This window comes from Pseudomonas sp. H1_D05 (assembly GCF_054682705.1).
Genome location: NZ_CP162825.1, coordinates 3,471,204 through 3,492,446 on the forward strand (window position 1 = coordinate 3,471,204; position 21,243 = coordinate 3,492,446).

The following is a 21,243-nucleotide window of genomic DNA, read 5'->3' on the forward strand; positions in this document are numbered from 1 at the left end:
GACCGTATTCCAAATGTAGGAGTGAGCCTGCTCGCGATAGGGCCTCTAACCCCACCGAAAATCTCGGATCAAACCCCGGCTTTCGGCGACTTCACCGAATCATTGCCGGTCACGGTGGCGGTGCTGGTCGCCGCCTCGGCATTGGCTTTCAGCTTGCTCAACTCTTCCCCGGCCCGTTCGATCTTCGCCCGCACATTGTTCATATCCTGACGACTCTTCTCGATCAGGCTTTTCATCGAACTATGCCCGGTAATCCCGCGCGCCATGGCCACGCCGCCAATCGCCACCTGAATCAAACCGAACACACCGCCACGGCGCAGGCCCTTGCCGACCATGATCACACCGCCCGCCAGCGAGCCGATGCGCTCCCAGCCTTCGACGTTCTGCTCGGAACGGCTCTGGAACGGGGTGGATTCGATACGTTCGACGCGTTTGAGCTCGGTCATGATCTTTCTCCAGGCAATGAGTAATGGATAAACAAGCTGACTGCCGGAGCGGTCAGCTCGTTCCATCGGATGTGCGATGTTTCAGCGGAATTTGGGCCCGGAGCGGGTGTTCAAGCCCTTGGCCATGCGGTCGTAAAGCACGACGTTGACCGTGGCGGCGAGGTTCATGCAGCCGGTGGTCGGGATGTACACGACGTCTTCGCACCAGTCGCGGATCTCTTTGTCCAGCGAACCGTCTTCGGGGCCGAAGATATACAGGGCGCGATCCGGGTGGGTGTATTCCGGCAGCGGGCGGGCGCCTTCGACCAGTTCCACGGCGACGGGCACGCAGTTGAGCGGGAGGATCTTTTTCAGATCGTCGATACCGATCAGCGGGATGTCGTAGTGCACGCGTTTGGTGTCGGTGACGAAGTCGGCGGCGCGTTCATAACGCTTGCCGGTGTAGAACACCGACGCCACGCCGTAGCAGCCTGCGGCGCGCATCACCGAACCGACGTTTTCCGGTGATTTGGGGTTATACAAACCAATGCAGCTGTACCGTTTGTCTGCCACGAGCGGGGTGCCTTCGGGAAAAAGAGCGCGATTATACGGGGATTGAACGGTTGTGGTCAGATCATGGAATGGCGGTGCCTGAGCGGCCGCCTTCGCGAGCAAGCTCGCTCCCACACTGGATCGGTGTCATACACAAAACCACTGTGGGAGCGAGCTTGCTCGTGAAGGGGCCAGTCAGGCCAATGAAGAACTTTAATCTTCTTTCTTCATGAGGCCGGCGAGGGCAGCAAACGGGTTATGCGTCGCCTTGGCGATCTTCGGCGTGCTCAGCGAGCCTTCGCTGAAATACTGCTGGTCGGTATAGCGCGAGTGTTCGTTGTCGTGGCAATACAGGCACAACAGCTCCCAGTTCGAGCCGTCCTGCGGGTTGTTGTCGTGGTTGTGGTCGCGGTGGTGCACGGTCAGTTCGCTCAGGCGCTTGCCGGAAAACTCACGGGTACAGCGGCCACAGACGTGCGGGTACATCTTCAGGGCTTTGTCGCGGTAGCCCATTTCCTTGTCGCGCTGGTTGTCGGCGAGGATGCGATCCAGCTTCGACGTGTTGGTTGGGGTGGACGAACTCATGGGTTCACCTTTGTAAAAGACTGATGACGGTTATACGCAGAGTTTAGCTCAGCCCTTGAGCTTCTCGGCAATCCAGATCGTGTGGCGCGTGCCCTTGTTGCCGTGGGCGAAGACCTGGACTTCTTCGGCCTTGAAACCGGCCTTCTTCAATTTGTCGGAAAACAGCCGGTCGGCGCTGGCCGACCACACCGCTAGCACGCCTTTCGGGCGCAGGGCTTTGGCGCAGGCATTCAGACCAGCGGCGGAGTACAGCCAGCTGTTGGCTTTCTGGGTCAGGCCTTCGGGGCCGTTGTCGACGTCGAGCATGATTGCGTCGAAACCGTTCTGCTCACTTTGCAGGACCTTGGCCACGTCTTCCTGACGGATCACCGTGCGCGGATCCAGCAGCGGTCGACCGGACTTTTCGCCGAGCGGGCCACGGTTCCACTCGACCACGCCGGGGACCAGCTCCGCGACCACCACTTCGGCAGTCTTGCCCAGATGCTTGAGCGCGGAGGCGAGGGTGAACCCCATGCCCAGACCGCCGATCAGCACCCGCGAATTCGGCCGGCCAGCGACCTTGCGGCACGGAATTTCGGCCAGCGCATCTTCGGAACCGTGCATGCGCGTGTTCATCAATTGTCCGCCGTCGCCGCCCTGGATCTTGATAACAAAATCCTCGCCATACTCGAACAGGCACAGGGCACCGCCGCTTTCAGGGATCGGGGTGGTGTCGAGCAGAACGAAACGTTTCATGGAAATCTCTACAAGGGGGAAGGCAAGCAGGCCCGTTGGGAGTAGCCTGAGCGCAGACTAAGGCCAAACGGAGCCCTTGATGAAGCGCACCATTCTAACGGTCATTGCCCTGGCCGCGCTCTCGATTACTGCAGTGCAGGCGCAGCAGGTCGTTCCAGTCAGCCCGGCGCCGCAACCCGGCTCGCCTGGCACCGCTACACCGACACCGTATCCGCAGATCACGCCGATCAACATTCCCAAGTCTGGCGCTGGCAGTGGCAGTCCGCCGCTGGTACCGATTGAAATGCCCAGTCCGCCGAGCAAGGATCAACCGCTGCCGGGCATCGAGCCGAGTGGCACCAAGGCGAAGCCCCCCGGCGGTTAAACCTGTTGCGCCGCCAGTTGGCCGTCGGCCATGCGCAGGCGTTTCGACAGAGAGACAGCGAGGGCGCGGATGATTTTCGCGGCGATCTTCGGCGCGTCGTTGAGCATTTTTTCCAGCGAGTCTTTGCCGAGGTTCAATAGCTGACAGTTTGTCGCCGCCACGCACGTTGCCGAGCGTCGTTCGCCATCGAGCACGGCCATTTCGCCGAAGGCCCGACCGCTGCGCAGGGTGGCCATGGTGATTACCTGGCCATCGGGGCCGGTTTTCTGAACGGCGACCTGGCCGGTGTGGAGGATGCACATGAAACTGCCGGCATCGCCCTCGCGGAAAATCGCCTCGCCCTCAGCCACGGTACTGATGCTGAAGTAGCCGGAAGCGGCCGCAAAGTCGGCCAGCTGCAATTGATCGAACAGGCCGCAGTCCATCAGCCAGTCGCGGATTTCGTTGTTCAGGAAGGTCGGTTCTGACATGTCGTCACGGTCTTTTTGTTTTCACTGTTTCAGGCTTCACACGGTCCCTTGTAGGAGTGAGCCTGCTCGCGATAGCGGTCGGTCATTCAAATCATCTTTAACTGACATACCGCTATCGCGAGCAGGCTCACTCCTACAGGGGATCTGTGGGGTATCGGCCTCTTGGGTCTGCAATTAAGACCCAAGTGACCAACGGAGTTCCTCAGGCCAGCCCCAAAACCTTGAAAACAAATGCGTATTCGAGCGCTACGTCACGTAATCCCTGATAACGCCCGCTCATCCCGCCGTGCCCGGCGCCCAGTTCAGTCTTGAGCAGCAGCACGTTGTCGTCGGTTTTGGATGCGCGCAGTTTCGCCACCCACTTGGCCGCTTCCCAGTACTGCACGCGGCTGTCGTTGTAACCGGCGATCACCAGCGTCGCTGGATAATCCTGCGCACTGACGTTTTCGTACGGCGCATAAGCCTTGATCCGCTCGTAAACCTCCGGCTCTTCGGGATTGCCCCACTCGTCGTACTCGGTAACGGTCAGCGGCAGTTCCGGGTCGAGCATGGTATTGAGCACGTCGACGAACGGCACTTCAGCAATCGCCACGCCGAACAGATCCGGACGCTGGTTGAGCACCGCGCCAATCAGCAAACCACCCGCGCTGCCGCCGCTGATCGCCAGTTTATCGGCCGTGGTAATGCCGTTGAGGATCAGAAATTCGGCGCAGGCAATGAAGTCGCTGAAGGTGTTGTGTTTGTGTTCCTGCTTGCCGGCGCGATACCAGGCCTCGCCCAATTCACCGCCGCCGCGCACATGCGCAATCGCGAAGGCCATGCCACGATCCAGCAGACTCAGGCGGGCGTGGGAGAACCACGGATCAAGACTCGAACCGTAAGCGCCATAACCGTAGAGATACAGCGGCACGGCTTTGCCAACCATGTCGCGCTTCATCACCAGGCTGATCGGTACTTGCGTACCGTCCGGCGCAGTCGCCCACAGGCGTTGGCTGACGTAGGCATCGGCGTCGAACGGGCCGAGCACCGGGGTTTCTTTCAACACCACTTGTTCGCCGCTGGCGAGGATCAGTTGGCGAACTTGCGCCGGACGGTTCAACGCCTCGTAGCGCAGGCGAATGCGGTCGCTCTCGAACTCCAGGCTGTTTTGCACATAGAGACTGTAGGCCGCGTCCGGCAATTGCACGCGATAAGGCGCCAGACCGTGTGGGTGAACTTCTATGATCGGCAGGCCGCCCTCGCGCAGGCTCAGGGTCATGGCCTCGGTGTTGAGGCTGACGCCATCGAGCATCACCGTATCGCTGTGGGGGATCAGGTTCTGCCAGTCGGCTTCGGTCGGCGCGGTGCCGCTGTCCGGTGCCTGATACAGCGCGTAGTTGATGCCGTCACGGTTGGTGCGGATAAACCATGTCCACACGCCATTGAGCAGGCCGTGATCGACATCATATTCATGATCCTCGACCCGTGGCGCCAGGCAGGTGAACGGCAGGTGCGGCTGGTGGGCGTCGAGCGCCCAGACTTCGCTGGTGGTCTTGCTGCCCAGCGACAGGAGCAACTGCTGTTCGGAGCTGGAGCGGTAGCAATGCAGGAAGAAGCGCCCGTCCGGCTCGTGGAAAACTTCTTCGGCAGCGGTGCCGTCGAGGCGGTAGCGGAAGAGTTTGTGCGGGCGGTGCGTGTCGTCGAGTACGCCGAAGAACAGGGTCAGGCTGTCGTTGGCCCAGGTCATGCTGCCGTCGCAGTCTTCGAATTCCAGTTCGCTGACTTTGTCGTTGGCCAGTTCCTTGACAAACAACGTGTAAATCTCATCGCCCGAAGCGTCGACGCTGTAGGCCAGACGCTGGTGATCCGGGCTGATACTGAATGCACCCAGCGAGAAGAAACCGCCGTTGGCCAGTACATTCGGGTCGAGCAGCAGTTGTTCGCGACTTTCATCGAGGCTCAGGCTGTCGTCCGCCGGACGCGGGCAGCGGTAATGCCGGGCGTATTCATCGCCCGCTGTGGTGCGCGTGTAATACAGGTACGGACCCCAAGGCGAGGGCAGGGACAGGTCGGTTTCCAGAATCCTGCCCTTGATCTCTTCGAACAGACTTTCACGCAGCTCGGCCTGATCGGCGGTTTGCGCTTCCTGGTAGGCGTTTTCGGCCTTGAGGTAATCGAGTACCGCGTCGGTGTCGCGCTCCTGCAGCCAGGCATACGGGTCGGCACCGGGCGCCTTGTGGGCAATCGGGGCACTGAGGACGTTGGCGGATTCGGGCATGAAAGGCTCTCGGACAATTTACGGAATAAGGGTTTTCGCGGATCTTGAAACCGCCGCAGCCCCCTGTGGGAGCGAGCTTGCTCGCGAAGGCGTCGTGTCAGATGACATTTGTTTCACTGACCCACCGCTTTCGCGAGCAAGCTCGCTCCCACAGGGTTTGCTGCTGGCCGTCTGGTATTGGGACAAGCCGCACGGGCGAAAAGTCGTTACTATAAGCGCCTCTTTGCCTGCCTTGCCATGGACACCATGACCGAGAACGACTATCTGATCGCCTGGGGCCTCTACGCCTTTGCTGCTGTGGGCTGCCTGTTGGTATGGATGCGCCTGACCACCTGGATGTGGCGCTGGTTGCGCGAACCGCTGCGCGTCTTGATGGCCGTGTTGCTGTTCAGCCCGACCATCATTGATCCGGTGAAAGCCAAAGTTGCGCCGTCCATCGCCATTACTGCGCTGGATCTGGCCTTCAAGGTCGGCAACAACGCCTGGCGAGCGATCTCCGATCTGTTCATGTACAGCATGATCGCTTTCGGCATCTACCTGATCTTTGTGCTGATCCGCTTTCCGATCGAACGGGCTTCCCGTGCGCGTCGTGAACAGGCAGAGGCCGCCAAAGCAGCTGCCCGCGCTGATGACCGCGACGACGATCAGCCGTTTGGCGGCGCCGGCGATGACCGCTATGGCCGTCCACCTCTGCCAAACAATCCGCAGCGTATGCGGGTCGAGCCGCGCCTGTAACCCGAGAGTCCGCACATGTGTGAATTACTGGGCATGAGTGCCAACGTGCCGACCGATATCGTGTTCAGCTTCACCGGCCTGATGCAGCGCGGCGGTCGCACCGGCCCGCACCGCGACGGCTGGGGCATCGCCTTTTATGAAGGCCGTGGCTTGCGTCTGTTTCAGGACCCGGCCGCGAGTTGCGAGTCGGAAGTCGCCAATCTGGTGCAGCGCTATCCGATCAAGAGCGAAGTGGTCATCGGCCACATCCGCCAGGCCAATGTCGGCAAGGTCTGCCTGTCCAATACCCACCCGTTCGTCCGTGAACTCTGGGGACGCAACTGGTGCTTCGCGCACAACGGCCAGCTCGCCGATTTCACCCCGATCAAAAGCTTCTACCGGCCGGTCGGCGATACCGACAGCGAAGCGGCGTTCTGCGATTTGCTTAACCGCGTGCGTGCAGCATTCCCGGAGCCGGTCGATATAGAAGCGCTGTTGCCGGATCTGGTCGCCGCGTGCGCCGAATACCGCAGCAAAGGCGTGTTCAACTGCCTGCTCAGCGATGGCGACTGGCTGTTCTGCTATTGCTCGACCAAGCTCGCCCAGATCACCCGCCGTGCCCCGTTCGGCCCGGCGCGCCTGAAAGATGTCGACGTGATCGTCGATTTCCAGGCGGAAACCACGCCCAACGACGTGGTCACCGTGATCGCCACCGAGCCTTTGACCGAAAACGAAACCTGGACCCGCTACGAACCGGGCCAATGGAGCCTGTGGCGACGCGGCGAATGCGTCAGTCAGGGCAAGACCGAATAAGGATTGCACCCCATGTTGCTCAGTTATGTACGGCTGGTGTTGTTTGCGGCGGGCCTGTTGATCGGTGTCCAGGTGCCAGGCTTCATCAACGATTACGCGAAACGCGTGGAGGCGCACCTGATCGAGGCGCAGACCGGCCTGCGCGGTTTTCAGGGCACCGCCGAGCAGTTTTTCAAGGGCGATATGCAGGCGCTGGTGGCGCATTACCGCGCCAGTGAAGACCCGGTATTTCGCAGCGATGCCGACAGCCTGAGCACCTTGCTCAGCCGTCAGATCGCGCTGGACAAGCAGTTCCAGGCGATGCAAGGGCCGTGGTACATCCGCTTCCTGCAAGTGGTGCTGGCCGCCGACCCGGACATTCGCAAGGAAACCTGGAATGGCTACAGCTACCAGATCCTGCTGACGCCGGAAGCGATGATCTGGGGCATGAGCGGCGCGTTGCTGCTGTCGTTCGGCATTGAATGCCTGTTCCGCTTGATCGACTGGGTCGTACTCGGTGGCCGGCGTCTGCGCCAGAGCCGGCCGATCGAAGACCGCGACGTGCGCGGTCTCTGAGATCAGCGCAGCAAGGATCGTTCCCACGCTCTGCGTGGGAATGCCTCAACGGACGCTCCGCGTTCGGCTTTTGGAAGGGACGCGGAGCGTCCCGGGCGGCATTCCCACGCGGAGCGTGGGAACGATCACGGTGTGAGGGTGATGTAACCATCACCGACTTTCTGCGCATACCCCGCCAACACTTGCTGACACAACGTCACAATCTCCTCGACCCACTCAACGCCCATCCGCCACGACACCACCACCTGCAAGTTCGGTGGCCGTTGATCAATCGCCAGCAAGGTCAATTCCCCTCGCGCCAGTTCCTCGGCCACCAACACGGGCGGCAGCACACCAATCCCGAATCCATCGCGCAACAACCGCGTGATCGCCGACACCGAATTCACGCAATTCAAGCGCGGCGCCGGCACGCCATTGGTCTGCATCAGCGCCAGAAGATCCTGATGCGGCCGGGAGTTTTTCGAGTAGGTAATGATCCGTTCCTGGGCCAGTTCGGCGAGGTCGGCGTAGTCGCGGTTGTAGATCGAATTACTGGCGACAATCCAGCCCAGCGGATGGCTGGCCAGCTCCAGGCTGCGCACGCTTTCATGACGGATCAGATCGGTTTGCAGAACGATGTCGAGAAAGCCTTTTTGCAGTTGATCGCAGAGGTTCAGCGAGGTATCCGCCACCAGCTCGATTTCCACCCGCGGATACAGCTCGGTCATCTGCGCCACCAACGGGCTGAGCCAAGTGTGAATTACCGTGTCCATCACGCCGATACGCACCCGGCCGACCTTGCTTGAGCGGGTTTCGATCGATTGCTTGAGCGCCGACATCGTGTCGAGCATTTGCTCGGCATATTCCAGCACTTTCAAGCCTTCGGGCGTCAGGCTGACACCGCGCGAATCGCGCAGAAACAGCTTCACCCCCAGCTCGCCTTCCAGCACCGCAATGCGGCTGGAGATCGACGCCTGAGTGGTGAACAGCTTGTCGGCGGTCAGGCGAAAACTCTTCAGTCGGGCGACCCAGACAAAGGTCTCGAGAAACTTCAGGTTCATGGGCAAGGCTCGGGTGACAAATTTTTCTTATGGCTAGGTCGGGTTTTTATTCGTTGGACGCAGCAGGGCCGCGCGACGAAAAATCGACGCATCCGGTTCCCACGATAGGCGTCGTCGGGGCTACGAACAAGACCAATAAAAAACCTGCGGAGATAAGCCATGCGTGCTCCCGACACCCTAGAAACATCCACGGCATCGGCGCGTCCGGGGCCGTTCGACTGGTATCGCAACATCAATCAGCAGGAGCGTCGCACGTTCTGGAGCTGCAAGATCGGCTACGGTCTGGACGGCATGGATACGCAGATGCTCAGCTTCGTCGTGCCGACACTGATCGCGATGTGGGGCATCACCACCGGCGAAGCAGGACTGATTCACACCAGCACGTTGATCGCTTCGGCCATCGGCGGCTGGGTTGCGGGGATTCTCTCTGACCGCATCGGCCGTGTACGCACCTTGCAACTCACCGTGCTGTGGTTCGCCTTCTTCACCTTTCTCTGCGGCTTCGCGCAAAACTACGAACAACTGTTGATCGCACGTACCTTGATGGGCTTCGGTTTCGGCGGCGAGTGGACGGCCGGTGCAGTGCTGATCGGCGAGGTGATCCGCGCCAAGGACCGAGGCAAAGCGGTGGGCATGGTGCAATCCGGTTGGGCGCTGGGTTGGGGGCTGACGGCGATTTTGTATGCGCTGCTGTTCTCGGTGTTGCCGCCGGAAGACGCCTGGCGCGCGCTGTTTATTCTTGGCATCGTGCCGGCGATTTTTGTGATTTTTGTCCGTCGTCTGGTCAAGGATCCGGAGATATATCGCGAGGCCAAGGCCCAACAAACGCCGGAGACTCAGTCGAAGTTCTACGAGATCTTCGCCTCCGGCATGCTCTTCACAACGTTTCGCGCTTCACTGCTGACCACCGGTGCGCTGGGCGGCTATTACGCGATCACTTCCTGGCTGCCGACCTTCCTGAAAAACGAACGCGGCTTGAGCGTACTCGGCACCGGCGGCTATCTGGCCATGGTGATTGTCGGTTCCTACGTCGGCTATGTGATCAGCGCCTATCTGACTGATCTGTTGGGGCGGAAAAAGAACTTCATCCTCTTCGCTGTCGGTTCGTTCACCATCGTTCTGCTCTATACGCAACTGCCGGTGAGCAACGGCGTGATGCTATGGCTGGGCTTCCCGCTGGGCTTCTTTGCCTCGGGGATTTTCAGCGGCATGGGCGCATTTCTGACCGAGCTGTTCCCTACGCGAATTCGCGGTTCGGGGCAGGGCTTCTGCTACAACATCGGTCGGGCGCTGGCGGCCCTGTTTCCGCTGCTGATCGGCCTGCTCAGCCAGAAGGTGCCGTTGAGCGTCGGCATTGGCGCCTTCGCGGCGGTGTCCTACGGCGTGGTGATTATCGCGGCACTGAGTCTGCCGGAAACCCGTGGCAAGCAACTCGATGCGCAGTAACTGATAACCTGCAAAGCAAAGTCCTACAGATAAAAAGACAAGCACCTACAGGAGTGTTCACCGTGAGCCGCCTGCTATTGAATTGCGACATAGGCGAGAGCTTCGGCAGCTGGACCATGGGTCTGGACGCCGAAATCATGCCCTTCATCGATTGCGCCAACGTGGCCTGTGGTTTCCACGCCGGCGATCCGAGCATCATGCGCAAGACCGTCAGCCTGGCCCTGAGCCACGGTGTGCAAATCGGTGCACACCCGGCCTATCAGGATCTGGTCGGTTTCGGCCGTCGCTCCATGGCGTATTCGGCGCAAGAGCTGCAAGACATCCTGCATTATCAGATTGGCGCCCTCGATGGCATCTGCAAAGCCCAGGGCGGGCGTGTCAGTTACGTCAAACCCCACGGCGCGATGTACAACGACATGATGGCCAACCCGGCACAATTGCGTGCGGTGATTCAGGCGGTGGCCGCTTACGACCGCAGCCTGCCGCTGATGCTGATGGCCACCCGCGACAACGCCGCCGCGCAGCAGATCGGCGATGAGTATGGCGTGAACCTGTGGTTCGAAGCCTTCGCTGACCGTGCTTACGACAGTGCTGGCAAACTGGTTTCACGACAATTGCCGGGCGCGGTGCATCACGACCCGGAAAAAATCATTGAACAAGCCCTGACCATTGCCCGTGGTGACAACCTCGCCGCCAGCGATGGCAGCGCCTTGCGCCTGCACGCCAATACCCTCTGCGTGCACGGTGATAACGCCAGTTCGGTGGCCGCCGTGCAGCGCATTCGCGAGGCCTTGAATCAGCAGAGTGCCTCATGAACCCAAGGATTGAAGTGGTGGCGCTGGATTGCCTGATGCTGCGTCTGTTTGATGAGATCGCCGAAGCCAACATGCCGTGGATGCTCGCTGCCAGTGAGCGTTTGCGCGGGGCATTCGGCGCGCAACTGATCGATCTGGTGCCGTCCTATACGACGTTGATGGTGCATTACGATCTGACTGCACTGAGCCCGAGTCAGGCGCGGGAATTGATTGCCGAGGCGTTGATCGACCTGTCGCCGAATGCACGAACTGGCGGTCAATGTCATGTGTTGCCGGTCTGGTATGACCTCAGCGTCGGGCCAGAATTGAGCCTGCTCGCCGAGCGTAGTGGGCTGGCAGTGGAGGAGGTGATCCGTCGTCACAGCGGACGTGAATATCAGGTATTCGCCCTGGGTTTCGCACCGGGGTTCGCCTTTATGGGGCTGGTCGAAGAGGTTCTGGCGGCGCCACGTCTTAACACGCCGCGCAAGAAAGTCGCCGCGGGCAGTGTCGGCATTGCCGAGCGCCAAACCGCTGCGTATCCCGTGGTCTCGCCCGGTGGCTGGAACCTGATCGGCCGCACTCCGGCGAAACTGTTCGATCGCACACGGGATGGCTACAGCCTGATGCAACCGGGCGACACGGTGCAATTCGAAGCGGTCAGTCATGCCGAGTTCATCAATCTGGGCGGCGATGACACACCACTGGAGGCGCTGGCATGAGCCGACTGAGGATTGAAGCGAGTACACCGCTGTGCCTGTTGCAGGACGCGGGCCGTTTCGGCGTGCGGCATCTGGGCGTGACCCAGGGCGGCGCGGCAGACTGGTGTTCGATGAGTTGGGCCAACTGGCTGCTCGGCAATGAACTGGACGCAGCGGTGATCGAAATCACCCTCGGCGGCCTGGCCGTGGTGGCCGAAGAGGAGTGTTGGCTGGCCTTGGCCGGTGCGGATCTTGCCGCACGGATCGACGGGCAGCCGCTGGCGCCGTGGCGCAGTTTCAAGTTGGGCAAAGGGCAGACGTTGCAACTCACTCAACCGTTGCTTGGTGCCCGGGCTTATCTGGCCGCGCCCGGCGGTTTTCAAGCACCGCAGGTCTTGGGCAGTAGCGCCACGGTTGTCCGCGAAGAACTCGGTGGACTTGATGGCATGGGCTTACCGTTGGCGAAAGGGGCGGTGCTGAGTTATTGCGGTGAATCGCGGCTGCTGCGGGAAGTGCCTTTGCCGTTGCAGCCGGATCTGAAATCGAATGCACCGCTGGATCTGGTACTCGGCGCGCAGATCGGCCAGTTCAGCGGACAGAGCCTGTTTGATGTGTTTAACACGACCTGGGCTGTGGACAGTCGCGCTGATCGCATGGGCATTCGCTTGTTGGGCAGCGCCTTGCACTATCAGGGACAACCGATGATTTCCGAAGGCATTCCGCTCGGTGCGGTGCAAGTGCCGCCGGACGGGCAGCCGATCGTCTTGCTCAATGATCGCCAGACCATTGGTGGATATCCACGCTTGGGGGCGTTGACGCCGTTGGCGCTGGCGCGGCTGGCGCAGCGTCTGCCGGGTGACAAGGTTCGGTTCACCCCGGTCATGCAGGAACGTGCATGGCACGACCATATCAACTACCTGAAGTCCTACTTGTAATTGTCCGTATTTCGGACTGAAGACCGAGACGTTTCCTGACACTTTGGTAAGTCGCCCTACATCACGCGTCGAGAGGGTGTGGAACTATCGGTCTTCATCTTTTACAAGGAAGTTACAGATGCGTTTTATGAAAGTGATGGCCCCGTCAGAGGGCGAGTGTGCGAACCGTGTCGATGGGCACATTGTCGGTTTTTATGAGGATGTGGGCAGCGTGCCGGTTTATCGGGCGAGCATCGATCGTTTCTACAATGTGCAACGACTGGACGCCGAACATGCCGGTAATCAGGACATCGTTGCGCGTATCGAGACATTCATGTCCACCGCAACGGTCGACATGATGCGAATGTTTCACTGGAATCACCGCACAGAGGCACGCGGTCAATCCATGGAACTGATTGCCGAGGGGAAAAGCTGCGAAACGGAGGCGACCCGGGTCAGGTTTCGTTTTCTGTCGCCAGAGGGCGAGATGAAGAGTGAAATGACCCTGAGTTCTGAAACGGATATTGAAAAAACTCGCAGGGTAGAGTTGGAAAGCGGTGGGGTGAAAGTGGTCGCCAAAGGGAAGAAAAAACGTCGCGGGCAAAAAACTGCCTCAGTCGGGCCGGCGATTCAGGACACCGTTTTTATGGACAGGCTCTGCAAGACCTATCTCGCATCAGGTTGGTAAAACGGCCACCGATTCCGTACGGAATTGAGGGTTCCCACGCTCACGTGGGAACCCCTCTGGCCGTTATTTCGACAAAAACCGCATCCCTTCCTCAAGCCCGCGCAACGTCAACGGATACATCTGATCCTCGATCAGATCCCGCACGATATTGGTCGACGAGGTATAGCCCCAGGTGTCTTTCGGGTACGGATTGATCCAGATGAGCTTTTTGTACTTCTCCATGAAGCGCTGCATCCACACGTAACCCGGCTCTTCGTTCCAGTGCTCGACACTGCCGCCGGCCTGGGTGATTTCATACGGCGCCATGGCGGCGTCACCGATGAAGATCACTTTGTAGTCGGCGCCGTACTTGTGCAGCAGGTCCTGGGTCGAAGTGCGTTCCGAGGTGCGGCGCATATTGTTCTTCCACACCGATTCATAAATGAAGTTGTGGAAGTAGAAATACTCCAGATGCTTGAACTCGGTCTTGCAGGCCGAGAACAGTTCCTCGCAGATCTTCACGTGCGCGTCCATCGAGCCGCCGATGTCGAACAGCAACAACAACTTCACCGTGTTGCGCCGTTCCGGGCGCATCTGAATATTCAGCAGACCGGCGTCCTTGGCGGTGTGGTCGATGGTGCCGTCGATGTCCAGCTCTTCCGCTGCGCCTTGACGGGCGAATTTACGCAAGCGGCGCAGGGCGACTTTGATGTTGCGCGTGCCCAATTCCACCGAATCATCGAGGTTCTTGTACTCGCGCTGATCCCAGACTTTCACGGCTTTGCCCTGGCGCTTGCCAGCATCGCCGACCCGAATGCCTTCCGGGTTGAAGCCACCGGAGCCGAACGGGCTAGTGCCGCCAGTGCCAATCCATTTGTTGCCGCCGGCGTGGCGCTCCTTCTGTTCCTCCAGACGCTTTTTGAACTCTTCGATGAGCTTGTCCAGGCCACCAAGGGACTGGATCTGAGCACGCTCCTCATCCGTCAGCGAACGCTCGAACTCCTTGCGCAGCCAGTCTTCGGGAATCAATGCCTGCAAGTGATCGTCGAGCTTTTCCAGGCCATTGAAGTAGGCGCCGAACGCGCGGTCGAACTTGTCGAAATGACGTTCGTCCTTCACCAGAATCGCCCGCGACAAATAATAAAACTCGTCCATGTCGGCGAAGGTCACGCGCTGTTTCAGCGCGTTGATCAGGTCGAGCAGCTCGCGCACCGACACTGGCACCTTGGCTGCACGCATTTCATTGAAGAGGTTGAGCAGCATAACGATGGCCCCTGCTTACAAGTGCTTAGCGAGAGCCGCGACGGCTCATGAACGCCAGGCGCTCAAGCAATTGCACGTCCTGTTCGTTCTTCACCAAAGCACCGGCCAGTGGCGGAATCGCCTTGGTTGGATCGCGCTCACGCAGCACCGCTTCGCCGATGTTGTCGGCCATCAGCAGCTTCAGCCAGTCGACCAGCTCTGAGGTCGACGGCTTCTTCTTCAGGCCCGGCACCTTGCGCACGTCGAAGAACACGTCCAGCGCTTCGCTGACCAGATCCTTCTTGATGTCCGGGTAGTGCACGTCGACGATTTTTTGCAGGGTAGTGCGGTCGGGGAAGGCAATGTAATGGAAGAAGCAGCGGCGCAGGAAGGCGTCCGGCAGCTCTTTCTCATTGTTGGAGGTAATGATGATGATCGGGCGTTTTTTCGCCTTGATGGTCTCGTCGATTTCGTAAACGTAGAACTCCATCTTGTCGAGTTCTTGCAGCAGGTCGTTGGGGAATTCGATGTCGGCCTTGTCGATTTCGTCGATCAGCAAAATGACCCGCTCCTCGGACTCGAAAGCCTCCCAGAGCTTGCCCTTCTTCAAGTAATTGCGCACGTCGTGGACTTTTTCGTTGCCCAATTGCGAGTCGCGCAGACGGCTGACCGCATCGTATTCGTAGAGACCCTGATGGGCCTTGGTGGTGGACTTGATGTGCCAGGTGATCAACTTGGCGCCGAACGATTCGGCCAGTTGCTCGGCGAGCATGGTCTTGCCGGTGCCCGGCTCGCCCTTGACCAGCAGTGGCCGTTCCAGGGTGATGGCGGCGTTGACTGCCAGCTTCAGGTCATCGGTGGCGACGTAGGCCTGGGTGCCTTCGAACTTCATCTGCTAATCCTCGAACGGTAACGCCGACCTGACGGGCAGGGCGGGGGCGAAATAATCGGATGCCCGACTATAACGCGCAGCCCGGTCGACTGTGAACGCAGACGGCTTATTCAGTCTCTGAATGGGGCGTCACATGTTGACTCAGTCTCGGCCGATGGCCAGTATTCAGGTATCGCCGATTTGGCGATAGCCTTCAGGATGTCCGCTGAATCTGTGGCGAGGGAGCTTGCTCCCGCTGGGCTGCGAAGCAGTCCCCATGTGCCTGGAGGCGCTGAATTGATGCTATCCACAAAACGACCACGCTTGGCGGCAGTTACTGCACTCTCTGATTGCCGGCTTGCACTGGACTTTGTTGATGGTCGAGCGCTGACACTCGATTTAAGTCGAGATATTCAAACGTGTAAGCAGTTGCAGCCTTTGCTTGATCCCCAAGTCTTTGCGACTGTCATCTTGGGCGATAAAGGTTGGACCGTTGAATGGCCGGCCCCGGATATTCAGATTGGCGCCGATACTCTATATCTGGATGCTTTTCCAGAAATGAACCCTAACCCGCATCCGGCTTCGGCCGCTCATACCGGGCGTTGAACGCCTGTATGAATCCATTGCGCAAAATCTGCAAAAACGCTTCGAATGCACTGATGTTTTGCTGATGCACGTTACCGCTGAGTTCGACCTTGGTGGCGAACTGATTTTTCGCCTGGTTCTTCAGCACGGTTTCCGAGCCGCCGACGATGGCCTCCCAGACCGAGCGGAAAATGCTCTTGTTCTTGTTTTCCACGTCCTGCTGCCAGTTGAACACTTCGACGTCGCGCAGCAGGGGTTTGATGTAGCCGTTGACCTGCGCTTTTTTGGCTTGGGCTTCGATTACCACGTCACCGTGGCCTGCGTTGAAGTCGAACTTGCCGTAGGCGGAGGCGAAGTCGTTCATGCTCTTGAGTTCGATGTCTTTGGCGCGCAGGCGGAACTGGAAGTCTTCGAAATTGCTCAGCGGGTCGAAGGTGGCAGTGGTTTCCAGTGGCGCATGCCCGAGCAAAAGCGCTTTGCCTTCGAAACGTGCGTCACGTTTGCCCTGATTGTCGACCACGTTGGTCAGGTTGTAGATGCTGGCCTCGACGTTGGTGGCGTTCATATTGACCGGTGGCTTGGAGTTGAAATTGCGGAAAGTGATTTTGCCTTCGTGAATCTGGACCTCGTCGAGGGTAATCGGCAGCAATTTGCCCAGTTGTGCGCGCCAGTCGGTACCTTGACCGGTTTGAGAGTTCTGCTTGTTGGCACCGCCGTCGACGAAGTTAATCTCAGGTTTGACGAATTTCACCTGGGCTACGACGGCATGGTCATACCACAGCGAATGCCAGCTGACCGCCAGATCGATCAGCGGTGCATTGACGAACGGCACCGGTACCTTGCCGTCGACCTTGACGATCTTCAGTCCATTGATCTTGTAGGCGCCGCGCCATAGGGCGAGGTCGACATCAGTGATCTGGCCCCGATAGTCACCCATGTCCGCCAGTTTGCCGTTCAGGTAGTCGCGCACCATGTAAGGCAGGGCGATGTGCAGTGCGATCAGCAGCACAACGACGACGGCGAAAATCCCTAGTGGCCAACTGTAGCGACGCTTCATGACGGCAATTCCCTGACGATGTAAGCGATTGACTGTTACGTCGCGCAGACGTTCGACCCGACTGGACTGTGATGGGCAACAGGCATACCTTGGAAGGCTGAATTCAACGCTGCATAAGGACCCAGCCATGAGCCGTATTTTTGCTGACAACGCCCATTCCATCGGTAATACGCCGCTGGTGCAGATCAACCGCATAGCGCCGCGTGGCGTGACCATTCTGGCCAAGATCGAGGGGCGCAACCCCGGTTATTCGGTCAAGTGCCGGATCGGCGCCAACATGATCTGGGACGCCGAAAGCAGCGGCAAACTGAAGCCGGGCATGACCATTGTCGAACCGACGTCGGGCAACACGGGGATCGGTCTGGCCTTTGTTGCCGCGGCCCGTGGGTACAAGTTGATGCTGACCATGCCGGCCTCGATGAGCATCGAACGCCGTAAGGTCCTCAAGGCTCTGGGCGCCGAACTGGTGTTGACCGAGCCGGCCAAGGGCATGAAAGGCGCAATCGAGAAGGCGGCCGAAATCGTTGCCAGCGATGCCGACAAATATTTCATGCCGGCGCAGTTCGATAACCCGGCCAACCCCGCCATTCACGAAAAGACCACCGGTCCGGAAATCTGGAACGACACTGACGGTGCCGTCGATGTACTGGTAGCGGGCGTCGGCACCGGCGGAACCATCACCGGCGTTTCGCGGTATATCAAGAATACCCAGGGCAAACCGATTCTTTCGGTGGCCGTGGAGCCGATGTCGTCGCCGGTGATCACCCAGGCGCTGGCGGGTGAAGAAATCAAACCGAGCCCGCACAAGATTCAGGGGATCGGTGCCGGCTTTGTGCCGAAGAACCTGGATCTGTCGATGGTCGACCGGGTCGAGCAGGTCACCGACGAAGAGTCCAAGGCCATGGCCCTGCGGTTGATGCAGGAAGAGGGGATTCTATGCGGCATCTCTTGTGGCGCAGCCATGGCAGTCGCGGTGCGTCTGTCCGAGACGCCGGAGATGCAGGGCAAGACTATCGTGGTGATTCTGCCCGACTCCGGCGAGCGTTATCTGTCGAGCATGCTGTTCAGCGATCTGTTCACTGAGCAGGAGACTCAGCAGTAATCCAGTTGATTCAGATCAGCCGGGGTTCAGGATCGTTATGCTAATAAATGCTTTGTTGCGCAATTCTTAACACTGAATCTTGTGTAAGGCGGGTTTTGCCCGGCGCCGGTAGTGTTTATCATGGCCGGCTGCCATGCCGGGTAAAGGGCATTGCGCAGCGTTGTCTTTATTCAAGGAGTCGTTGATGACCTTTTCGTTAGCCGCCAAGGTATTGGTGCTGCTGCTGTTCGTGGGCAGCATCCTCTATGTGCATTTGCGCGGCAAGGCGCGTTTGCCGGTTCTGCGCCAGTTCGTCAACCACTCGGCGCTGTTCGCTCCGTACAACGCCCTGATGTACCTGTTCTCCGGCGTGCCGTCCAAGCCGTACCTGGATCGCAGCAAATTTCCGGAACTGGACGTGCTGCGCGACAATTGGGAAACCATTCGCGACGAGGCCATGCACCTGTTCGACGAGGGTTATATTCGCGCGGCAGAAAAGAACAACGACGCCGGCTTCGGCTCGTTCTTCAAGAAGGGCTGGAAACGTTTCTACCTCAAGTGGTACGACAAACCGCTGCCATCGGCCGAAACCCTGTGCCCGAAAACCGTGGCGCTGGTCAGTGCGATTCCCAACGTCAAAGGCGCAATGTTCGCGCTGTTGCCGGGTGGCAGCCACTTGAACCCGCACCGCGATCCGTTCGCCGGCTCGCTGCGTTATCACCTCGGCTTGTCGACGCCAAACTCCGACGATTGCCGGATCTTTGTTGATGGTCAGGTTTATGCCTGGCGTGACGGTGAAGACGTAATGTTCGACGAGACCTACGTGCATTGGGTCAAGAATGAAACCGAGAAGACCCGCGTGATCCTGTTCTGCGACGTCGAGCGTCCGCTGAGCAACCGCCTCATGACCCGCATCAACCGCTCCATCAGCGCCTGGCTCGGCCGTGCCACTGCACCGCAGAACCTTGATGATGAACGCGTCGGCGGGATCAACCAGGCCTACGCCTGGAGCAAGAACTTCAGCGACAAGTTCAGTGGCGTGGTCAAGCAGTGGAAACGCCGTCATCCGAAAGCCTACCGCGTGATGCGTCCGGTGCTGGCGGTGGTGGTATTGACGTTGTTGGGGTATTGGCTGTTTGGCTGAGGCTGGATATTGTAGAAAAACCGCTCCTTGTGAGCGGTTTTTTTATGAAGAGAAGGTGAATGAGGCGCCAGCGAGGACGCCTCCTGGCTCTTCCGCGGCTGGATTCACCAATGCTTCTCTGATTCGGTGCAACTCCCGTTCAGATAACTTTGCGGAAGAGCGTTTTCTATCAGCTTTTATCGATCTGGCGCCTGGCGCCTTTTTTTCAACGGCAGCCTTCATGGTGCCTCCGGCATTGATCATTAAATGAGCAGTTGTCCGATACTAGTCTTACCAAATTAGCTTCACAAGCCTGCCCTCCGAATCGAATTCGAAACCCAGTTGCCGGTACAGGGAAATCACTCCAGGGAGAGGTTCCTGAATTTCAATTTGGGTACTGCCGATGATTCGCGCGAAGTGAGTCACGGCGGTCAAAGCAAATGTCGCTACTCGGCTTTTGAGAGGGTGATCGTTATCGGGCTTTCCTTCCAGGCGCACAATTTTCACTCGCAACCGGCTCTGATTAGGGTTTGCAAAGCAAAGTCCGCATAACTCCTGATCAAACCAGATTGCCAAATCGAAGCTCAGTGGTTCTTTGGCCTTCCACCTGACAACATCTTGCCAAGAGAAATGAGGATCAAACCACGCTTCATAGGCACTCAGCGCTTGAGCATCGATTGCTTCGAAACGAACTCTGGAGTGATCAACATCCACTATCCCTTGCAGCAACAAGTCTTTGTGCAGTTTTGCGAAAGTAACAGCAGCCTGTTGTCGAGCCTGTGATTTGTAGACCTGGTAGCGCAAATACGTCCGTTCCCTTGGCATGTGATCCTGTGCATTCCTTGTCCCCCATGGTTGGGTGTCTCGATTGCAATCCAGCCTATTCACCTTGCGGCCAACTGTCCTTGCTGGCCCTTTGTCCAAATCATTGCAATCCATGTCGCCCGCTGGTTATAGTCGGCGCTCGTGAGCCCCCATGGCTCACCTTCCAACCCTTCAAAAAAGATCTGCGCCAATGCCTGCATCCCTCAGCAACGCGGTAGTCGATTCAGCGGTCAACGCTGGCGTCGTGCCGTGCGGGAATCAGCAGCCCAAGCAGATCAGTCATTACCCCCCACCTGTCAGTAGCACGCCGGTGTGCGCAGTCGTATCACCGCCGGGCGTTGGCGTTTCGGGCTGATCGGCAGTTTTTGCTGACCCCTGCGCCCGCCAGAAAAACCTACTGAATTTCAGCTTCGGCTGAGTTGGCTTCTTGCCTGACTACAGGTGGTATTCATGTTTGTCCTGTCGAAAAAATCCGCGCTCGCGGCCGCGTCCACGAGCCTGTTCGTACTGCTGTGGAGCAGCGGCGCGATCTTCTCCAAATGGGGGCTGGCCCACGCGTCACCATTTGCCTTTCTGCTAATTCGTTTCGCGATTGCCTTGTGCGGCCTCTTGTTGTTGGCGCCGCTGCTCAAGCTCAAGTTGCCCAAGGGCGGCAAACCAATGCTGTTTGCGATTGCCACGGGTGTGGTGTTGTTGGGGGCCTATCAGATCTTTTATCTACTGGCCTTGAACAGCAAAGTCACTCCGGGCGTGATGGCGACCATCATGGGCGTGCAGCCGATTCTCACCGTGGTGTTGATGGAGCGGCAGCGCTCGGCGAGCCGGATGTTTGGTCTGGCCTTGGGGTTGGCGGGGCTGATCATGGTGGTTTACCAAGGCATCGGTTTGGCCGGGATGTCCTTGGCGGGGATGCTGTTTGGTCTGCTGGCGCTGGCGAGTATGACGCTGGGCTCGATCATGCAGAAACGCATCACCGACAATCCTCTCGGTACGCTGCCGGTGCAGTACTTGGCCGGGCTGTTGTTGTGCGGGATTTTCGTGCCGTTCCAGCCGTTCCACTTTGAGCACAGCACAGGTTTTATCGTGCCGGTGTTGTGGATGGGGCTGGTGGTGTCGGTGCTGGCGACGCTGTTGCTGTATCGGTTGATCGCGCGGGGCAATCTGGTCAATGTCACCAGTCTGTTCTACCTGGTGCCGGCGGTGACGGCAGTGATGGACTATCTGATTTTCGGCAATCGCCTGGCGGCGTTGAGTGTGCTGGGGATGCTGTTGATCATTGTCGGTCTGGCGTTTGTGTTCCGTAAAACCAGCTAACAGATCGTCAGGTGGCGGCTTTTAGGCCGCCGATCGCGAGCAGGCTCACTCCTACAGAGGAACGCATTCCAATTGTAGGAGTGAGCCTGCTCGCGATGGCCTTTTCGGCCACA

24 protein-coding genes are annotated in these 21,243 nt (G+C 58.9%); 13 read left to right on the plus strand and 11 right to left on the minus strand.

What is annotated here, in order from left to right; translation table 11 throughout:
• Positions 1–68: 68 nt before the first annotated feature.
• From AB4O11_RS15645 to AB4O11_RS15660, 4 genes are all read right to left on the minus strand, one after another.
• Positions 69–446: a YgaP family membrane protein gene (locus AB4O11_RS15645; protein WP_093438222.1), complete on the minus strand. Its 378-nt coding sequence runs from the start codon at positions 444–446 to the stop codon at positions 69–71.
• 81 nt (positions 447–527) lie between these two features.
• Positions 528–998: an RNA methyltransferase gene (locus tag AB4O11_RS15650; protein ID WP_007911337.1), complete on the minus strand. Its 471-nt coding sequence runs from the start codon at positions 996–998 to the stop codon at positions 528–530.
• 192 nt (positions 999–1,190) lie between these two features.
• Positions 1,191–1,562: a YajD family HNH nuclease gene (locus tag AB4O11_RS15655; RefSeq protein WP_007911336.1), complete on the minus strand. Its 372-nt coding sequence runs from the start codon at positions 1,560–1,562 to the stop codon at positions 1,191–1,193.
• A 48-nt stretch (positions 1,563–1,610) separates the two neighbouring features.
• Positions 1,611–2,297, minus strand: coding sequence for a spermidine synthase (locus AB4O11_RS15660; protein WP_186622708.1), 687 nt, complete (start codon positions 2,295–2,297; stop codon positions 1,611–1,613).
• Between the two features lie 79 nt (positions 2,298–2,376).
• On the opposite strand from AB4O11_RS15660, the gene AB4O11_RS15665 reads away from it, so the two are divergent.
• The gene (locus AB4O11_RS15665) at positions 2,377–2,661 is read left to right on the plus strand and encodes a hypothetical protein (RefSeq protein ID WP_460098043.1); all 285 of its coding nucleotides are present in this window, start codon (positions 2,377–2,379) and stop codon (positions 2,659–2,661) included.
• Here AB4O11_RS15665 and AB4O11_RS15670 read toward each other — a convergent pair.
• Together AB4O11_RS15670 and AB4O11_RS15675 are read right to left on the minus strand one after the other, a co-directional pair.
• The gene (locus AB4O11_RS15670; protein WP_034153174.1) at positions 2,658–3,131 is read right to left on the minus strand and encodes a cyclic nucleotide-binding domain-containing protein; all 474 of its coding nucleotides are present in this window, start codon (positions 3,129–3,131) and stop codon (positions 2,658–2,660) included. The two genes, AB4O11_RS15665 and AB4O11_RS15670, sit on opposite strands and share 4 nt — an antisense overlap.
• Positions 3,132–3,333: 202 nt before the next feature.
• Positions 3,334–5,388, minus strand: a complete 2,055-nt coding sequence (locus tag AB4O11_RS15675; RefSeq protein ID WP_460127414.1) for a S9 family peptidase — start codon at positions 5,386–5,388, stop codon at positions 3,334–3,336.
• A 237-nt stretch (positions 5,389–5,625) separates the two neighbouring features.
• On the opposite strand from AB4O11_RS15675, the gene AB4O11_RS15680 reads away from it, so the two are divergent.
• The 3 genes from AB4O11_RS15680 to AB4O11_RS15690 are packed head-to-tail and all read left to right on the plus strand — an operon-like array spanning position 5,626 to position 7,470.
• Entirely contained in the window at positions 5,626–6,123 is a 498-nt protein-coding gene (locus AB4O11_RS15680; protein ID WP_034153176.1) for a hypothetical protein, read from the plus strand.
• A 15-nt stretch (positions 6,124–6,138) separates the two neighbouring features.
• Complete coding sequence (locus tag AB4O11_RS15685) at positions 6,139–6,915, plus strand: class II glutamine amidotransferase (RefSeq protein ID WP_008085906.1); 777 nt, start codon at positions 6,139–6,141, stop codon at positions 6,913–6,915.
• 12 nt (positions 6,916–6,927) lie between these two features.
• On the plus strand, positions 6,928–7,470 hold the full coding sequence (locus AB4O11_RS15690; RefSeq protein ID WP_007911321.1) for a DUF2937 family protein: 543 nt from the start codon (positions 6,928–6,930) through the stop codon (positions 7,468–7,470).
• A gap of 125 nt (positions 7,471–7,595) precedes the next feature.
• Here the strand turns inward: AB4O11_RS15690 and AB4O11_RS15695 are convergent, their stop codons facing one another.
• Positions 7,596–8,510, minus strand: a complete 915-nt coding sequence (locus tag AB4O11_RS15695) for a LysR family transcriptional regulator (RefSeq protein ID WP_460127417.1) — start codon at positions 8,508–8,510, stop codon at positions 7,596–7,598.
• Between the two features lie 159 nt (positions 8,511–8,669).
• Here AB4O11_RS15695 and AB4O11_RS15700 point away from each other — a divergent pair, with 159 nt between their 5' ends.
• The 5 genes from AB4O11_RS15700 to AB4O11_RS15720 all read left to right on the plus strand — a co-directional run bounded on the left by AB4O11_RS15700 (position 8,670) and on the right by AB4O11_RS15720 (position 13,053).
• Positions 8,670–9,956 carry an MFS transporter gene (locus tag AB4O11_RS15700; protein ID WP_186622714.1) on the plus strand — a complete coding sequence of 429 codons (1,287 nt, stop codon included), beginning with the start codon at positions 8,670–8,672 and terminating at the stop codon, positions 9,954–9,956.
• Between the two features lie 62 nt (positions 9,957–10,018).
• Positions 10,019–10,771: a 5-oxoprolinase subunit PxpA gene (locus AB4O11_RS15705; RefSeq protein ID WP_460127419.1), complete on the plus strand. Its 753-nt coding sequence runs from the start codon at positions 10,019–10,021 to the stop codon at positions 10,769–10,771.
• Positions 10,768–11,472 carry a 5-oxoprolinase subunit B family protein gene (locus AB4O11_RS15710; protein ID WP_320337377.1) on the plus strand — a complete coding sequence of 235 codons (705 nt, stop codon included), beginning with the start codon at positions 10,768–10,770 and terminating at the stop codon, positions 11,470–11,472. The genes AB4O11_RS15705 and AB4O11_RS15710 overlap by 4 nt, the downstream gene beginning before the upstream one ends.
• The gene (locus tag AB4O11_RS15715; protein ID WP_093438188.1) at positions 11,469–12,386 is read left to right on the plus strand and encodes a 5-oxoprolinase subunit C family protein; all 918 of its coding nucleotides are present in this window, start codon (positions 11,469–11,471) and stop codon (positions 12,384–12,386) included. The genes AB4O11_RS15710 and AB4O11_RS15715 overlap by 4 nt, the downstream gene beginning before the upstream one ends.
• Positions 12,387–12,504: 118 nt before the next feature.
• The gene (locus AB4O11_RS15720; protein WP_093438183.1) at positions 12,505–13,053 is read left to right on the plus strand and encodes a hypothetical protein; all 549 of its coding nucleotides are present in this window, start codon (positions 12,505–12,507) and stop codon (positions 13,051–13,053) included.
• Positions 13,054–13,116: 63 nt separating this feature from the next.
• Here the strand turns inward: AB4O11_RS15720 and AB4O11_RS15725 are convergent, their stop codons facing one another.
• On the minus strand, positions 13,117–14,295 hold the full coding sequence (locus tag AB4O11_RS15725; protein ID WP_007956512.1) for a vWA domain-containing protein: 1,179 nt from the start codon (positions 14,293–14,295) through the stop codon (positions 13,117–13,119).
• Between the two features lie 25 nt (positions 14,296–14,320).
• Positions 14,321–15,166: an AAA family ATPase gene (locus tag AB4O11_RS15730; protein WP_025110627.1), complete on the minus strand. Its 846-nt coding sequence runs from the start codon at positions 15,164–15,166 to the stop codon at positions 14,321–14,323.
• A gap of 279 nt (positions 15,167–15,445) precedes the next feature.
• Here AB4O11_RS15730 and AB4O11_RS15735 point away from each other — a divergent pair, with 279 nt between their 5' ends.
• Positions 15,446–15,751, plus strand: a complete 306-nt coding sequence (locus AB4O11_RS15735) for a DUF2442 domain-containing protein (protein ID WP_186622724.1) — start codon at positions 15,446–15,448, stop codon at positions 15,749–15,751.
• Here AB4O11_RS15735 and AB4O11_RS15740 read toward each other — a convergent pair.
• On the minus strand, positions 15,711–16,787 hold the full coding sequence (locus AB4O11_RS15740) for a DUF748 domain-containing protein (protein ID WP_093438171.1): 1,077 nt from the start codon (positions 16,785–16,787) through the stop codon (positions 15,711–15,713). The two genes, AB4O11_RS15735 and AB4O11_RS15740, sit on opposite strands and share 41 nt — an antisense overlap.
• A 127-nt stretch (positions 16,788–16,914) precedes the next feature.
• On the opposite strand from AB4O11_RS15740, the gene cysK reads away from it, so the two are divergent.
• Entirely contained in the window at positions 16,915–17,889 is a 975-nt protein-coding gene (gene cysK / locus AB4O11_RS15745; protein ID WP_186622729.1) for a cysteine synthase A, read from the plus strand.
• 184 nt (positions 17,890–18,073) lie between these two features.
• Entirely contained in the window at positions 18,074–19,012 is a 939-nt protein-coding gene (locus AB4O11_RS15750; protein WP_414925680.1) for an aspartyl/asparaginyl beta-hydroxylase domain-containing protein, read from the plus strand.
• Positions 19,013–19,282: 270 nt separating this feature from the next.
• Here the strand turns inward: AB4O11_RS15750 and AB4O11_RS15755 are convergent, their stop codons facing one another.
• The gene (locus AB4O11_RS15755) at positions 19,283–19,816 is read right to left on the minus strand and encodes a hypothetical protein (RefSeq protein WP_460092323.1); all 534 of its coding nucleotides are present in this window, start codon (positions 19,814–19,816) and stop codon (positions 19,283–19,285) included.
• Between the two features lie 450 nt (positions 19,817–20,266).
• Between AB4O11_RS15755 and AB4O11_RS15760 the strand changes: the two genes are divergently transcribed.
• Positions 20,267–21,130 (plus strand): DMT family transporter, encoded by an 864-nt coding sequence (locus AB4O11_RS15760; RefSeq protein ID WP_186622730.1) that lies wholly within the window; start codon positions 20,267–20,269, stop codon positions 21,128–21,130.
• Positions 21,131–21,243 lie beyond the last annotated feature (113 nt).